General features: G+C 52.9%; 18 protein-coding genes. 6 read left to right on the forward strand and 12 right to left on the reverse strand.

Features of this window, described 5'->3' with window-relative positions; translation table 11 throughout:
* Positions 1–33: 33 nt before the first annotated feature.
* A complete protein-coding gene (gene uspG, locus AC0TOY_RS21705) occupies positions 34–462 on the reverse strand; it encodes a universal stress protein UspG (RefSeq protein WP_023310731.1) in 429 nt (142 codons plus the stop codon).
* Between the two features lie 180 nt (positions 463–642).
* Here uspG and AC0TOY_RS21710 point away from each other — a divergent pair, with 180 nt between their 5' ends.
* Positions 643–1,881, forward strand: a complete 1,239-nt coding sequence (locus AC0TOY_RS21710) for a zinc-dependent alcohol dehydrogenase (RefSeq protein ID WP_473722553.1) — start codon at positions 643–645, stop codon at positions 1,879–1,881.
* Positions 1,882–1,891: 10 nt separating this feature from the next.
* Here the strand turns inward: AC0TOY_RS21710 and yldA are convergent, their stop codons facing one another.
* Together yldA and rnk are read right to left on the reverse strand one after the other, a co-directional pair.
* Positions 1,892–1,981, reverse strand: a complete 90-nt coding sequence (yldA, locus tag AC0TOY_RS21715; RefSeq protein ID WP_008501020.1) for a small membrane protein YldA — start codon at positions 1,979–1,981, stop codon at positions 1,892–1,894.
* A gap of 139 nt (positions 1,982–2,120) precedes the next feature.
* On the reverse strand, positions 2,121–2,531 hold the full coding sequence (gene rnk, locus AC0TOY_RS21720; protein ID WP_024907006.1) for a nucleoside diphosphate kinase regulator: 411 nt from the start codon (positions 2,529–2,531) through the stop codon (positions 2,121–2,123).
* 246 nt (positions 2,532–2,777) lie between these two features.
* Between rnk and AC0TOY_RS21725 the strand changes: the two genes are divergently transcribed.
* Positions 2,778–3,395 carry a flavin reductase family protein gene (locus AC0TOY_RS21725; protein ID WP_023310735.1) on the forward strand — a complete coding sequence of 206 codons (618 nt, stop codon included), beginning with the start codon at positions 2,778–2,780 and terminating at the stop codon, positions 3,393–3,395.
* On the opposite strand, the gene rna is transcribed toward AC0TOY_RS21725, so the two are convergent.
* Positions 3,389–4,198, reverse strand: coding sequence for a ribonuclease I (rna, locus tag AC0TOY_RS21730; protein ID WP_473722555.1), 810 nt, complete (start codon positions 4,196–4,198; stop codon positions 3,389–3,391). The genes AC0TOY_RS21725 and rna overlap by 7 nt on opposite strands.
* Positions 4,199–4,292: 94 nt before the next feature.
* Positions 4,293–5,660, reverse strand: coding sequence for an anaerobic C4-dicarboxylate transporter DcuC (gene dcuC, locus AC0TOY_RS21735; protein WP_032649567.1), 1,368 nt, complete (start codon positions 5,658–5,660; stop codon positions 4,293–4,295).
* A gap of 392 nt (positions 5,661–6,052) precedes the next feature.
* Between dcuC and pagP the strand changes: the two genes are divergently transcribed.
* A complete protein-coding gene (pagP, locus tag AC0TOY_RS21740; protein WP_080350496.1) occupies positions 6,053–6,670 on the forward strand; it encodes a lipid IV(A) palmitoyltransferase PagP in 618 nt (205 codons plus the stop codon).
* A 190-nt stretch (positions 6,671–6,860) separates the two neighbouring features.
* The gene (gene cspE / locus AC0TOY_RS21745; RefSeq protein WP_002439184.1) at positions 6,861–7,070 is read left to right on the forward strand and encodes a transcription antiterminator/RNA stability regulator CspE; all 210 of its coding nucleotides are present in this window, start codon (positions 6,861–6,863) and stop codon (positions 7,068–7,070) included.
* Between the two features lie 219 nt (positions 7,071–7,289).
* Here cspE and crcB read toward each other — a convergent pair whose 3' ends face one another.
* Positions 7,290–7,673: a fluoride efflux transporter CrcB gene (gene crcB, locus AC0TOY_RS21750; protein WP_024907010.1), complete on the reverse strand. Its 384-nt coding sequence runs from the start codon at positions 7,671–7,673 to the stop codon at positions 7,290–7,292.
* A gap of 67 nt (positions 7,674–7,740) precedes the next feature.
* Between crcB and AC0TOY_RS21755 the strand changes: the two genes are divergently transcribed.
* Both AC0TOY_RS21755 and tatE read left to right on the forward strand, forming a co-directional pair.
* Positions 7,741–8,529 carry a deaminated glutathione amidase gene (locus AC0TOY_RS21755; RefSeq protein ID WP_473722556.1) on the forward strand — a complete coding sequence of 263 codons (789 nt, stop codon included), beginning with the start codon at positions 7,741–7,743 and terminating at the stop codon, positions 8,527–8,529.
* Positions 8,530–8,654: 125 nt separating this feature from the next.
* Positions 8,655–8,858 carry a twin-arginine translocase subunit TatE gene (gene tatE, locus AC0TOY_RS21760; protein ID WP_023310742.1) on the forward strand — a complete coding sequence of 68 codons (204 nt, stop codon included), beginning with the start codon at positions 8,655–8,657 and terminating at the stop codon, positions 8,856–8,858.
* Positions 8,859–8,940: 82 nt separating this feature from the next.
* On the opposite strand, the gene lipA is transcribed toward tatE, so the two are convergent.
* From lipA to rlpA, 6 genes are all read right to left on the reverse strand, one after another.
* Complete coding sequence (gene lipA / locus AC0TOY_RS21765) at positions 8,941–9,906, reverse strand: lipoyl synthase (protein ID WP_024907012.1); 966 nt, start codon at positions 9,904–9,906, stop codon at positions 8,941–8,943.
* 207 nt (positions 9,907–10,113) lie between these two features.
* The gene (locus AC0TOY_RS21770; RefSeq protein ID WP_024907013.1) at positions 10,114–11,067 is read right to left on the reverse strand and encodes a YbeF family transcriptional regulator; all 954 of its coding nucleotides are present in this window, start codon (positions 11,065–11,067) and stop codon (positions 10,114–10,116) included.
* Positions 11,068–11,358: 291 nt separating this feature from the next.
* Positions 11,359–12,000, reverse strand: coding sequence for a lipoyl(octanoyl) transferase LipB (lipB, locus tag AC0TOY_RS21775; protein ID WP_024907014.1), 642 nt, complete (start codon positions 11,998–12,000; stop codon positions 11,359–11,361).
* Positions 12,001–12,095: 95 nt separating this feature from the next.
* A complete protein-coding gene (ybeD, locus tag AC0TOY_RS21780) occupies positions 12,096–12,359 on the reverse strand; it encodes a DUF493 family protein YbeD (RefSeq protein ID WP_003858718.1) in 264 nt (87 codons plus the stop codon).
* A gap of 106 nt (positions 12,360–12,465) precedes the next feature.
* Entirely contained in the window at positions 12,466–13,677 is a 1,212-nt protein-coding gene (gene dacA, locus AC0TOY_RS21785; RefSeq protein ID WP_014069323.1) for a D-alanyl-D-alanine carboxypeptidase DacA, read from the reverse strand.
* Positions 13,678–13,815: 138 nt separating this feature from the next.
* A complete protein-coding gene (gene rlpA, locus AC0TOY_RS21790; protein WP_148769601.1) occupies positions 13,816–14,928 on the reverse strand; it encodes an endolytic peptidoglycan transglycosylase RlpA in 1,113 nt (370 codons plus the stop codon).
* Between the last annotated feature and the right edge of the window lie 10 nt (positions 14,929–14,938).

Below are 14,938 nucleotides of genomic sequence, written 5' to 3' on the forward strand. Positions count from 1 at the left end.
TAGCGAGAGGCCACCGAAAGGTGGCCTCTTTTTTTATCTTACGACCATCACCGGTATGTGTGTGTGGCGGATCACGCTGGAGGCGTTAGAGCCCAGCAGATGTGTGGTAATGGAAGGGTTGCGCGAACCGATGACCACCACGTCTGCCTTCAGCTCGTTCGCCAGTTCATTTACCGCATCACGTACGCTGCCGAATCTGACGTGCGTTTTGATCCGTGAAGGGTCAATACTGAAGTGGCTGACCATGGTTTGCAGGCGCGTTTCCGCTTCATGCTGCAAATGTTCCTCGAAGCGGCGCACATCGGCAGCAAAGCGGTGAAGGCTCAGGCTGGCGGAGCCCGGGAGCACGTGCAACAGATGGATGACACCGTCCTGCTGCGCCAGGAACTCCGCGTGGCGAACGGCCTTGTCGCTCAACTCCATCTCAAAAACATCAACCGGCATAATGATTCTCTGATACATACCCGTTTCTCCTTGTTTATAAACGCTGTACTCATTCGACCACAAAATATTAATGGTTTCTGTAAGCGCCCCGTCAGTTTTCTTATCTCGCCAGGATAAATCTCAAAAGAACCGTATTACGGGGCAGACCTTCAGGGGTAGCTACCCTTATAGACTTACCTGGAACCTTTCGGAGGTCGCATGAAAGCACTTACGTATCACGGTCCACACCATGTTCGCGTCGAGAATGTCCCTGACCCCATCATCGAACAGCCCGACGATATCATTCTGCGCGTCACGGCCACGGCGATCTGCGGCTCCGATTTGCATCTCTATCGCGGAAAGATCCCGAAGGTGCAGCACGGCGATATTTTTGGCCATGAGTTTATGGGGGAAATCGTTGAGTGCGGTGCAGAGGTAAAGAATTTGCAAAAAGGCGATCGCGTGGTGATCCCCTTTGTCATCGCCTGCGGGGACTGTTTCTTTTGTCGTCTGCAGCAATACGCGGCCTGTGAGAATACCAACGCCGGGCAGGGTGCCGCGCTGAACAAAAAGCAAATCCCCGCGCCGGCCGCGCTGTTTGGCTATAGCCACCTCTACGGCGGTGTGCCGGGGGGACAGGCGGAATACGTTCGCGTGCCAAAAGGTAACGTCGGACCGTTTAAAGTCCCGCAGCTTCTTTCTGATGATAAGGCACTTTTCCTTTCCGACATTTTGCCCACGGCCTGGCAGGCGGCAAAAAATGCGCAGATTGCAAAAGGTTCAAGCGTAGCCGTTTTCGGCGCCGGGCCGGTGGGGCTACTGACCATTGCCTGCGCGCGGCTGCTGGGGGCTGAGCAGATCTTTGTTATCGATCACCATCCGTACCGGTTACGATTTGCCGAGGCACGATACGGCGCAATTCCCATCAACTTTGATGATGACAACGACGCCGCGGAAAAAATCATCGAGCTGACCGCGGGCCAGCGCGGCGTTGACGCCGTGATTGATGCGGTAGGGTTTGAAGCGAAAGGCAGCACCACGGAAACGATCCTCAGCAATCTTAAAATTGAAGGCAGCAGCGGCAAAGCGTTGCGTCAATGCATTGCTGCCGTTCGGCGCGGTGGGGTAGTTAGCGTACCCGGCGTGTACGCCGGGTTTATCCATGGCTTCCTGTTTGGCGATGCCTTTGATAAGGGGCTGACGTTTAAGATGGGTCAGACGCACGTCCATGCCTGGCTGGGTGAACTGTTACCGCTGATCGAAAAAGGGCTGCTTACGCCGGAAGAGATCGTGACCCATTATCTCCCCCTTGCGGATGCGGAACGCGCCTATAAGATTTTCGAAAAACGGGAGGAGGAGTGCCGGAAGGTGATTCTGGTCCCGGGCGCAGAAACGCCTGAGGCCGCAGAGCAGACCGTTAAGGGCCTGGTGAACGCCTTCCCGGGTGGGGTGGCCTGAGAATGTTCGCTTACCAGTGGCGTTCAAGATAGAGCACGGCCGTGACGATAATCGCCACAAAAATCAGAAAGATAAGTGTGATAACGCCTATCTCACTCATGACCGTCCCCGCGGCACCAAAACAGATTAAGCGTGGATTAAGGCCATTTTGCGCGGTATAGGAAAATCGTGTGAATTTGCGGAAAGAGGATGCGGTGGCATCCTCTGTGCAAAGCGGGTAGTCGCTTATTCAGAAGAGATTAACGCAGGTAATCGCCTGCGGCTTCTGGCTGGTAGAGCAGCTCCAGCACTTCCAGATGGGTCGAAGCGCCGCCCGGCAATTCCCAGTGGATCGTATCCCCCGTACGCAGTCCCAGCAGTGCGGCACCCACAGGCGCAAGCACAGAAAGCTGTGCGCTGCTGTCGGTCATCTGCGCCGGGTAAACCAGCGTGCGGGTCAGCTCTTCACCGGTGGTCAGATTGCGGAATTTCACCTGGCTATTCATAGTGACTACGTCATGCGGCATCGTCTCAGGCGTGCACATCTGTGCCCGGTCGAGCTCCTCATTCAGGGCGTCGGCCACGGGGAGCGAGGCAAATTCCGCTTTTTCCAGCAGCCTGTCGATACGTTCTGCGTCGAGCTCATTGATGATAATGGTAGGTCTGGACATTTTTTACTCCATGTCGTTAATGCTGCGTCTAACGCAGAAACTGATCCAAAAGAAAACCCTCGCCGTCTGGCAGCGAGGGTTTAACTCTCCCGATGATACTGGCTGAGCGCGCAAGTTTGAAGTGATGAAAGTCACATTCATGGTCCATATGAATTTTCGCTGAAATTTATTCAGTCTTCATTCCTGGCGGAATACGTTACGCTGAGTGTCCTGAATCCGGGCGTTGCCCGCCAACGAGAGAGCACTATGTACTTCTATCAACCGTCTCAGGGACACGGCCTGCCGCATGACCCGCTGAACGCCATTATTGGTCCACGTCCGATAGGCTGGATCTCCTCATGCGATAAGGCCGGTCAACTGAACCTTGCGCCGTATAGCTTCTTTAACTGCTTTAACTATCGCCCACCGATCATCGGCTTTTCCAGCAACGGCTGGAAGGACAGCGTGCGTAATATTACTGAGACAAAAGAGTTTGTCTGGAATCTGGCGACGCGCGATCTCGCGCAAGCGATGAACCAAACCTCCGCGATGCTTCCCCACGACCGGGATGAATTTAGCTTTGCCGGACTTACGCCAGCGGCCAGCCAGCTGGTTAACGCCCCACGCGTTGCAGAAAGCCCGGTGAATTTTGAGTGTCGACTGTCGCAGTGCATTCAGCTTACCGGTGCCGACGGTACGCCGGTGGACACGTGGCTGGTGTTGGGGGAGGTGGTCGGTATCCATATTGCCGAAACGCTGCTGGAAGAGGGGATATACCAGACGGCGAAAGCGCAGCCCATCCTGCGTGCGGGTGGGCCGACGGCGTACTATGGTATCAGCGATGAAAACCGGTTTGATATGGTGCGCCCGGGCGCGGATCAGTAGCCGGCTTTATCAATCACGAATTGATTTCCGCAGTTACCCGGATGTGGCTGCGGGGCAAATGAGGTCGCAGAAAGCGGGTTGTTAATGGCGTTTGCCTTCAGCGAAATCTGCATCTCGGTGAGATACGCCGGATTGCCGTTGCAGGTCAGCTTGAACGCTTTGACGTTCTCGTTGCCCCAGCTTTTGGCCACGGCGCTGTCAAAATCACTACGGTTGACGGATTTCCCGTAGTTATCGGCGAGGAATTTTCCGACCGCACTGTTTTTAACCTCCTGATTCATCCGTACCATCGTGCCGAAATAGGCATCCGGGTCAAAACCAAAGCAGACGCCATGTTTGGCATATTCGTAGCGTTCCAGGCAGGAATTCCCGCCCGCGCCCGGCATCACGTCATTGAGCTTTGCGGCAGCGGAAAGCGACAGCCCGGTTTCGGCGGCTTCGCATTTGCGGCTGGCCTTCACTTCCGGCATGTTCGGAATGGGGCGTGTGGCGCAGCCAAAACGCATCCATCGACGGTCATCCACGCCGCGTGCGGCAATAGATTTCGGCAGGCCGGGCCATAACCCGTGCACGGTCAGAAAATCGGCTTTATTCTCGCGCTCTTTTTGCAGGCGACATTCGTCAGGTTCATTACGGTTGCGCTCAACCATGCTCTGACAAAACCCGGTTTGCCAGGACAAAGCCAGCACATAGCGATCGAAATCGCCATATTGGGTTGCCTTCAGCGGTTCCGCCTGTGCGGAGAAGATACAGAGTGCAAGCGCCATTGCGCCAGACGGGATGACGATATCCTTCCTGAACATATGATTTCCTGATCGAATGAGCGTGATTAATTTCTGAGGGTTATTAAAGCATAAAAAGCGCCCGCAGGCGCTTTTTGGATATCCCTAATTTAGCTTAGGCCGCGCCGGGAACCAGCACTTCCGTGGCGATAATCACGATAATCAGGCCAACCATAACGGGCACTGAGGTACGTTTTACCACTTCGAATGGTGAGATTTTCGCCATCCCGGCAACGGCGACAACCACGCCTGATACCGGGGAGATGGTACGGCCCAGGTTTGACGCCTGCAGCATGGGTATGGAGAGATAGGCCGGGTTAATACCAGAGGAGTGAGCCAGTTTCGGGATCATCTCGACGAAAGCGTAGAAAGGCGCATTACCGGAACCCGTGGTCATCGCCGCCAGCATGGTGAGCACCACCAGAACCAGCATCAGGATAATACTGGCCGATCCGAACGAGGTGGCGATCGAGATCAGGCTCTGGATAAAGCCGATGGTGCTCAGACCCTGGGCAAAAACGCCCGCTGCCACCAGCAGCATCACCACGCCAGCGAAGGCATCCGCCATACCGCGATAGGCAACTTCCAGACCCGAGAACACCTTTTGCGTGTTAAAACCACGCACAAATTCCAGCACGGCAGCCAGCAGCATGCAGATAACCAGAATGGTGATGATGTGCAGCTGCGGGCCCCATTTGCCGTCAAAAATCAGCACCCCGATAATCGGCGTGAAGGGCAGAATGGCATAAAACGCGGGAGCGGTAGTGGTGATTTCACTCACGTCCATCATTTCATGGCTGATGTTTTCTTTCTTATCGAGATAGCGCTGCCAGAAGAAATGCGCGATACCCATGCCGACAATGGCAACAATGGAGATCGGCAGCGTGGTTTTAAAGGCGAAGTCGATGAGCGACATCTCCGCTGCCTTTGCCGCCAGCACGACGTCGCCGGAGGTAGGGGAAAGAATAATCGCGGCCGGAGACGCGCAAATGGCTGCTGCCGCGCCGCGGCTGATACCGACGTTCACCATGACCGGGAACAGCGTGGCCATCAGCAGTACGCCAAGTCCGGTAGCCGACGAAACGGCCAGCGACATCAGGCAGGCGAGGAAATAGGCGGCGACCATCAGCAGATACGGCGAGTTAATGTACTGCAGGGGTTTTGAGGCAAGTTTAACGACCATGTCGTTGGCGCCGATGTGGGTCATGTAGGCCGCAAAACCACACAGCATCATGATCATCATGCCCAGATCGCCGCCGCGGCTCATGAGCAATATTTTAATGTATTCAACAATATCTGTAGCGGTGTAACCGGTGCTGGTCGCGCTGGCAGGTAACACCTGGTGCCCCATCAGTGCGCTGATAATCAACAGCGTTAAACCGCCAACAAATAATACGCCCGTGGCCGAGTAGCCTTTAATGATGTAGCGTGCGACACCGACAATGACGACGACTCCAATAAGGAGTTCGAATAGCGTAAGCATGATTTCCCCTGTATCTCTGCTGCAATGGAGCACAAAAAATCAATAAAAAAAGAAGGATGAAATGTGCCGAATAAATGGCCTGTTCTTGCTGATTAAAATCAATAAACAGACGACTAGAGAACAGAACAAGCGTGTTTTTGCCATGGCCCATACATTTATACCATGAGGGTCTTGACCATCAGAAATGGCGCAATGTGTCCCAATAATGATAACAAATTGTTAATGTTTTGTATGGTTTCGCATGTCACTGATTACGAACGCTAAATGGAAAAAGGCACACCTCTTGTAGGCTTATTTGAGCATATCTCCCGATTTCTTTAAGAATATTCCCGGAAAATGGCCGAATAATTAGGAATAACGCCGATGCCGTTAAGCCTTGATTCAACTATTTTATGGTAAACTTTGCCTCGAATACTAAGAATGGTAATTGCATTGTGATCGTACGTAATACATTTTTCTCTGTTTTGTTGTTTATTTTTGGGCAGTTAACGTTTTCTTCTGTTGCACAGGCAGAAGGCAACGCGACGGACAAAGGCTGGTTCTCCACCTTTACGGATAATGTTTCCCAGACCTGGACGGCTCCTGAACATTATGATCTCTATGTTCCGGCAATAACGTGGCATGCGCGTTTTGCTTATGACAAAGAGAAAACCGATAAATACAACGAGCGTCCGTGGGGCGCGGGTTTTGGTCAGTCTCGCTGGGACGAAAAGGGAAACTGGCATGGCATCTATCTGATGGCCTTCAAAGACTCGTTTAATAAATGGGAGCCGATTGGGGGGTATGGTTGGGAGAAAACCTGGCGTCCGCTAGCGGACGAGAACTTCCACGTCGGTTTGGGCTATACCGCCGGGGTCACTGCACGTGACAACTGGAACTACATCCCGATCCCGGTGCTGCTGCCTTTGGCCTCTATTGGCTATGGCCCCGCAACGTTCCAGATGACCTACATCCCGGGTACGTACAACAACGGAAACGTTTACTTCGCCTGGATGCGTTTTCAGTTTTAACTGACAAAACGTTACATTGCGGTGAAAAAACGCGCAGGCGTTGATTCATAAACGATAAAAATCTGCCAGTGAAAATTAACGCGACTTTAGTCACTTTTTATCAAAGATCCGCTGGACAAAAGGTCCCACAATTGATGTACTGGTAACCGACACAGCATTTGTGTCGTTTTTTAATGTAAAGGTAATTTTGATGTCTAAGATTAAAGGTAACGTTAAGTGGTTTAATGAGTCCAAAGGATTCGGTTTCATTACTCCTGAAGATGGCAGCAAAGACGTGTTCGTACACTTCTCTGCAATCCAGTCTAATGGTTTCAAAACTCTGGCTGAAGGTCAGCGTGTAGAGTTCGAAATCACTAACGGTGCCAAAGGCCCTTCTGCTGCTAACGTAATCGCTCTGTAATTCAGACGCGTCAGCAAGAATTTCAAAACCCGCTCCCTGAGCGGGTTTTTTTCGTTTTGAATCAGCCAAGCAGATACATTTTCAGGAAGCTGGCAACGATCAGCACGCTTAACAACACCATGCCTGCGCTCATCAGACTCTGTTTCATTCTGTCACCCTCGTTCAGTTCTGCATTCAGAGTGACAGAGAAAAATTAAGCCAACATTAACGGTTCGACGGTTAATGCGTGCTTGCGGAGGAAAAGAGCCAAAATGCGATCCCCGTCATCGCAAACGAGCCGAGCATGTTAATCGCGATGTTCGCCAGTGCCCAGCCGATACGGCCTTCCTGAAAGAGAAACACGACTTCTGCGGAGAACGTCGAGAAGGTGGTTAACCCGCCGCAGAAACCCGTCGTAATCAGGACTTTCCACATCGGGTCGATGTGCGTCATTCGGTTAAACCAGGCCAGACCCATGCCAATGATAAAGGCACCAATCAGGTTAGCGGCCAGTGTCCCCATAGGAATCGCCTGATGAAGAGGATTAAACCGCATACTCAGAAACCATCGCGCAACGCTACCCGTTCCCCCACCAATAAAAACGGCTAAAAGTAGTTGTAACACGCTAAATACCTGCTATTTGATGTGTAAGAGAAGCGAGTTTAACGCCGTTTATGATGAGGGGACAAATATGTATGTTGCGGTAGGGCAATTTGCGGTCACGCCTGACTGGCAGGCGAACGCGATAACATGCGTCAACCTGATGAAGCAGGCCTGGCAGAAAGGCGCGTCGCTGCTGGTTCTCCCCGAAGCGCTGCTGGCCAGGGATGATAATGACCCGGATTTATCGGTGAAGTCCGCGCAGCCGCTGGACGGCGAGTTCTTGCAGCAACTGCTCGCCCAGAGCGTGGGCAATACGATGACGACGATCTTAACGATCCATGTTCCCTCAACGCCGGGTCGCGCAGTCAATACGCTGGTGGCGATTCGTAGCGGGGCCATTGTCGCCCGCTACACCAAGCTGCATCTCTATGATGCGTTCAGCATTCAGGAGTCGCGGCGCGTTGATCCCGGAGACAGTATCCCAACGCTTCTGGAGATTGACGGATTTAAGATCGGGTTGATGACCTGCTATGACCTGCGTTTTCCCGAGCTGGCGCTCCATCTGGCGCTGCAGGGTGCGGACGTACTGGTACTGCCTGCCGCGTGGGTTCGCGGGCAGTTAAAAGAGCACCACTGGGCAACGCTGCTTGCGGCGCGTGCGCTGGATACAACCTGCTATGTGGTTGCCGCAGGGGAATGTGGCACGAAAAACATCGGGCAAAGCAGGGTGGTCGATCCGCTGGGGGTGACGATCGCCGCCGCCGCTGAAGCCCCGCATTTGCTGGTGGCGGAGCTAAACTTAGAGAGAATTACGCTTGCACGTCAGCAACTACCTGTTCTTCGCAATCGTCGGTTTGCGCCACCGCAATTATTGTGATGTTTTTTTCAACAATGCTTGATTCACCTTGTTACAGATTGCTATTGTGTGCACGCGCTAAATGACCGTTAATACAATCAGGTTTTGGCGCTGAATGCAGCCTGTTTTAAGTAAAGAAGGTATCTATGGGTGAGATTAGTATTACCAAACTGCTGGTGGTTGCCGCACTGGTCGTCCTGCTGTTTGGTACCAAGAAGTTACGCACGCTGGGTGGTGACCTGGGGGCTGCCATCAAAGGCTTTAAGAAAGCGATGAACGACGATGATGCAGCGGCGAAGAAAAGCGCCGAGGATGACGTCCCGGCAGACAAGCTTTCTCACAAAGAGTGACAGCAACGCCTGAGGGCTTGCGAAAAAAAAACCGGCTCATGAGGCCGGTTTTTTTGTATTACTGTAAAAGAATATTACAGCATTATTTAACTTCTTCGCCTTTTGCCTGCATATCGGCGTGGTATGAGGAGCGAACGAACGGGCCGCAGGCTGCGTGGGTGAAGCCCATCGCCATCGCTTCGGCTTTCATTTCATCGAACTCGTCCGGGCTAACGTAGCGCTGTACCGGCAGGTGGTGACGGCTTGGCTGCAGATACTGCCCCAGGGTCAACATGGTCACACCGTGGCGGCGAAGATCGCGCATCACCTCAATGATTTCCTCATTGGTTTCACCCAGCCCCACCATCAGACCAGACTTGGTCGGAATATGCGGATGCGCTTCTTTGAAACGCTCCAGCAGTTTCAGAGACCAGTTATAGTCAGCACCCGGGCGGACCTGACGGTAGAGACGCGGCACGTTCTCCAGGTTGTGGTTAAACACATCTGGCGGCGTTGCTGTCAGGATATCCAGCGCGCGGTCCATACGGCCACGGAAGTCAGGCACCAGCGTCTCGATTTTGATGTTAGGGCTTTTCTCGCGAATGGCCGTAATACAGTCGGCGAAGTGCTGAGCACCACCGTCACGCAGATCGTCACGGTCAACGGAGGTGATAACCACATAGCGCAGCGCCATGTCAGCAATGGTCTGCGCCAGTTTCTGGGGTTCGTTAGCATCAGGTGCGACTGGACGGCCATGAGCAACATCGCAGAACGGGCAGCGGCGGGTACAGATAGCACCCAGAATCATAAACGTCGCGGTACCGTGATTGAAACATTCAGCAAGGTTCGGACAAGAGGCTTCTTCACATACGGAGTGAAGGCCATTCTTGCGCATCGCCGCTTTGATCCCCTGGATACGCGAAGAGTCGGCCGGAAGTTTGATTTTCATCCATTCCGGTTTTCTTAACAGCGCCTCGCGCTCTGTAGCCACGTTTTTAACCGGGATAAGGGCCATTTTATCGGCATCGCGGTATTTAACACCGCGTTCCATCACAATGGGTTTACTCATAGCGTGCGTGTTCCAGTTGCGAATATCGAAGGAAAGCGTTTCAATTCAAGGGAATGTTGTATTTATCAACTATTTTTGAACGAACGACAGGCAGTATATCATTGAAACGGTCGTTAAAGCAGCCTGCCAGATCGCCAATTTGTAAAATAGTTGTTGTTTTGTGCCTTTCGCCCTGCCTGTTGCAGGGGCTTGTGCTGGCTAAACCTGTCAGAAGGCCTGACGGATAATGCGGATGACGTTTTCCAGGACCGGGTCGCGTAAACTCAGCTTGTTGTAATGCAGTGAAATCTCGATTGATTCCGCATTAAGCTGACTGAGTGGAATGCTCTCCAGCGGCCAGCATTTTTGTAGCAGGCTGTACAGGCGTGATGGCATAACGCACAGCATATCGCTGCTGCCAATCAGCGATGCGGTGGTAAACATATTGTAACTGCTGAAGCTGATCTGACGTTCCGGGAAAATTTCATCAATACGCTGACGAAGGGCGTGGTTAGACTGCCCTTCGGTCATGAAAGACGAGTGGTCGTAGTTGCGCAGGTTTTCGATGGTCAGCGGTTCGCTGAGAACCGGATGCTGCTGCCGGCAAACCAGCACCAGGTTATCCGAATAGAGCACATTTTGACCCAGCGCTCTGGCACTGAAGCTGCCGCTTTCAATAATCAGGTCCGTCTGGAACTGGGCAAGCTGAATGTCAGGTTCATTGAGCGGCACATTACGAAGCAGGAGCTGCGGAGCATGCTCTTTCACGGCCTGGAAGATCGCCGGCATCACCAGCACACCCACAGAAGGGGAGCAGCCGATGGTGATGGTTCTCTGCTTATCATAGCTCCCGGTTAAATCCAGTGCGCCCAGAATCGACTCCAGCCCCTGGCTAATGTACTCGTGGAGATGCGTGGCGTAAGCCGTCGGCGTTACCCCCTGGCCCTTACGGATAAATAACGGGTCAGGAAATATAGCGCGTAGCTTTTGGATTGACTGACTTATTGCTGATGGCGTGAGATTAAGAATTTTCGCAGCGTTAACGATACCTTTATGGACATATACTGCCTCAAAAATAGTCAGTAAATTGAGATCAATATTACGTAAAGTCCGAAAAATTTGCGGCTTGTCTTCGCCACCAGGTTCATTCAGTCGTTTGGCTGGTAAATTATTATACTCCACGCTTTCACCCCGTATACATTCACAATATGAATGATAGTTGAATTTATTTATTATGCTTGTAGAGATTCGTAAAGTGTTGGTTTTGTATCACTTGTTTATCAAAAGCAAACAGTTGTGTGATAATTGCTCACGTTACTTATGCCGTGTTTGCCGAGCTTGCTGGAGGCTAAATAATATGTAGCGGTAATATTCGGGCGCTTCGAAAATATAGAATCTGTGGATTATTGTAAAGTGCAAAAGCGGTAAATAAACAGTGGCCCGTCAAATTATCGAGCCCTGTTGTACGATATATTAAGCAGGGATATATTCGTGTGGGGGATTGTTAAGTAGCGCTAACACGTTCTTCAAAAGCACGGGACGAATATGTTCGGGCGTAGCGGCTTCTACCCACTGGCGCATTTGCGTCATTTCCATGCCGGCGTAGCCGCAGGGGTTTATGCGCTGGAACGGCGCGAGATCCATATTAATATTCAATGCCAGGCCATGGAATGAGCAGCCTTTTCGAATACGCAGCCCCAGGGAGCAGATCTTCATTTCCCCAACGTAAACGCCCGGCGCATCGGCACGCGGATGCGCGTCAATACCATATTCCGCCAGCGTGTTGACGACGGTTTGTTCCAGTAAAGTGACCAGTTCACGCACGCCCAGCTTTCTGCGCTTCAGATTGAGCAGGACGTACATCACCTGCTGCCCGGGCCCATGGTACGTGACCTGACCGCCGCGATCGCTCTGAATAACCGGGATATCTCCCGTCATTAATAGATGTTCTGCTTTACCCGCCTGACCCTGCGTGAACACCGGCAGGTGTTCGACCAGCCAGATTTCATCTGGGGTGCTGTCATCGCGTGAATCGGTGAAGTCATGCATGGCCTGGGAGACAGGCTCATAAGGTTGCAGCCCGAGGTGACGGACCAGAATTTTATCCTGATACAAAACTGCGTCTCCGAAGACGAGGGACAAAAAGTGTGGGGGGAGTATATCACAGCGGGGAGAAGGGTTACCCGGCAAACCGGGTAACCGCAAAGGGACTACAGTACCATACGAACGATTTCGATATTGCCGAGCTCTTCGTACAGCGTCTCAACCTGCTCAATGTGTGTCGCAGTGATGGTGATAGAAACCGAGTGGTAGTTGCCCTTGCTGCTTGGTTTTACTGACGGAGAGTAGTCACCCGGCGCATGGCGCTGTACCACTTCAACCACCTGATCAACCAGCTCAGGTTTCGCCAGACCCATTACTTTGTAGGTAAATGGGGTAGGGAATTCAAGCAGTTCGTTAAGTTTGGTTTTCATGTCAGCTCCGGCGTAACGTCAAAAAATAATAACTCCCACGTCAGGTGGGAGTTATCAGGATACTTAGTATATGGGGATCAAAATCACACTTTCAAGTGTTCAATTTTTAACCAAACCAGTGGTGGAACATCAATTTAATGTAATCAATGATTTTGCCGAAGAAATTGCCTTCAGGAATTTCTTGCAGGACAACCAGCGGACGCTGATCGATCGTTTTTCCATCCAGCTGGAAGTTGATCGTGCCTACAACCTGGTTTTTCTGCAGCGGGGCGTGCAGCTCGGTGCTGTTCAGCACGTAGCTGGCTTTCAGATCCTTCATACGACCGCGCGGAATGGTCAGGTAGAGGTCTTTATCAACGCCGAGAGAAGCACGGTCGTTGTCGCCGAACCAGACGGGTTCAGACGCAAACTCTTTGCCTGCTTTCAGTGGATTCACGGTTTCGAAGAAGCGGAAGCCCCAGGTCAGCAGCTTCTTGCTTTCTGTTTCACGACCTTTAAAGGTGCGGCCGCCCATCACGGCAGAGATCAGACGCATCTGACCTTCAGTAGCAGAGGCCACCAGGTTGTAGCCCGCTTTGTCGGTATGGCCAGTTTTAATGCCGTCAACGTTCAGGCTGTTATCCCACAGCAGACCGTTACGGTTGGTCTGACGAATCCCGTTGAAGGTGAACTCTTTTTCTTTGTAGATAGAGTATTCGTTAGGGACATCGCGGATCAGCGCCTGACCAATCAGGGCCATATCACGTGCGGAGCTGTACTGACCGTCTGCGTCCAGGCCGTGTACGGTCTGGAAGTGGCTGTTTTTCAGACCCAGCGCGGTAACGTAGCTGTTCATCAGACCCACGAAGGCATCCTGGCTACCGGCGGCGAAATCGGCCATCGCCACGCAGGCATCGTTACCCGACTGCAGGTTGATACCACGAATCAGCTGGGAAACAGGAACCTGCATACCCGGCTTCAGGAACATCAGAGAGGAACCTTTGAAGACAGGGTTCCCGGTTGCCCACGCATCGTTACCGATGGTGACCAGATCCGATTCTTTGAATTTACCTGCCTTCATCGCCTGGCCGATAACGTAGCTGGTCATCATTTTGGTCAGGCTGGCCGGATCACGGCGGGCATCGGCATTCTGTTCTGCCAGCACTTTGCCAGAGTTGTAATCGATCAGGATGTAGGATTCCGCATCGATTTGCGGAACGCCAGGGATCATGGTCTTGATATTCAGGTCATCGGCGTGAGCTGCAGAAAGAGCAGCCGCGCAAAGGGCCGTGGTCAGCGCCATGCGCTGCACAAAACGAGCAGAAAAAGTGGTCTTCATGGTCAGAACTACGACATCCGTGATGGAATTAAAAAAGTGCCTTACTATAGCAAATGCTATTCAGGCAGGCATCCGACTTTAAGCATGAGTTTGTGAATGTGTTTTACACTAACTGACAATTCGGATACCGCCGGTTAATTATTTCGCAACAGCGATAAATGACTGAAGTTGAGCTTCATTCTGCAGACGCTGCTGCAGGGAGGCTGCCTGCGATTTGCTGGCAAACGGCCCCATCTGAATGCGCCAGACCGCGCCGTTCTGCTCAACGCGTCCTGGTACGCCAAACTGCTGGCTCAGACGCTGTTGATACTGTTTGGCCCGGGCCTGATCGCTCACTGCGCCTACCTGAACCACATAGCTTCCGCTGGCCGCTGCTGGAGCCGCCACCGCCGCACTTTGCGTGGCCGCTGGCGCCGTTACGGGAGCCGGCTGGGTCGCTGGCGTAGCGACGGGAGCAGGGGCTGGAGTGGGTTCACTGCCTTCCAGCACGCCCGCGGCTAAGGTCGTCGGTGCGCCAAGAAAGCCGCTACTCTTTACCGGCGCGCCGGTAGCATCCTCGCTTTGCAGCGTGTCATTGCTAATCGGGCGTATTTCTCCTCCCGGCTGAGCAGGCTCTGCCGGAGACGAGACGCTTCCCATTCCGCCGTCAAGATTTGGGCGGTCAGGAAGGGCATAGGTCTGTTTCGCCACCGTTGTACACGCGGTACCCGGTCCGGAGAGCGAACCATCCTGCGCGACGATAATCGGGTCAATACGAACTTTGGTGTTGTTCGAGGTGTTCAGGCGATCGGCAGACGCGCGCGAGAGGGAAATCACCCGGTCATTCCCGTACGGGCCGCGATCGTTGATACGCACGACGATCATGCGGCCATTCGCCAGGTTGGTGATACGGGCGTAGCTCGGAATCGGCAGCGTTGGGTGTGCCGCCGTCAGTTGCATTGGGTCGAACGCCTCCCCGGAAGCCGTCAGGTTACTGCCTGGCTCGGCATCATAAATGGCGGCAAAGCCTGCCTGACTGAAACGGGAAGGATCCTGAACAATTTTATAGCTTTTGCCGTCGCGCTCGTAATCCTGATTGGCACTGGCATTCAGCGGTTCATAAACGGGATCGGCACCGCTGATTTCAACGATCGGGCCATTACACACCGCAGGCTGCGGCGGCGCGACGGTTGCCTGTTGCTGACCATCATCACTTGTGCAGGCCGCAAGTAAACTTGCCGCGATGCAGATCCCCAGCCACTGCTTACGCATTCCGATCCCC

The sequence above is a fragment of the Enterobacter sp. PL_is379 genome (assembly GCF_055817355.1).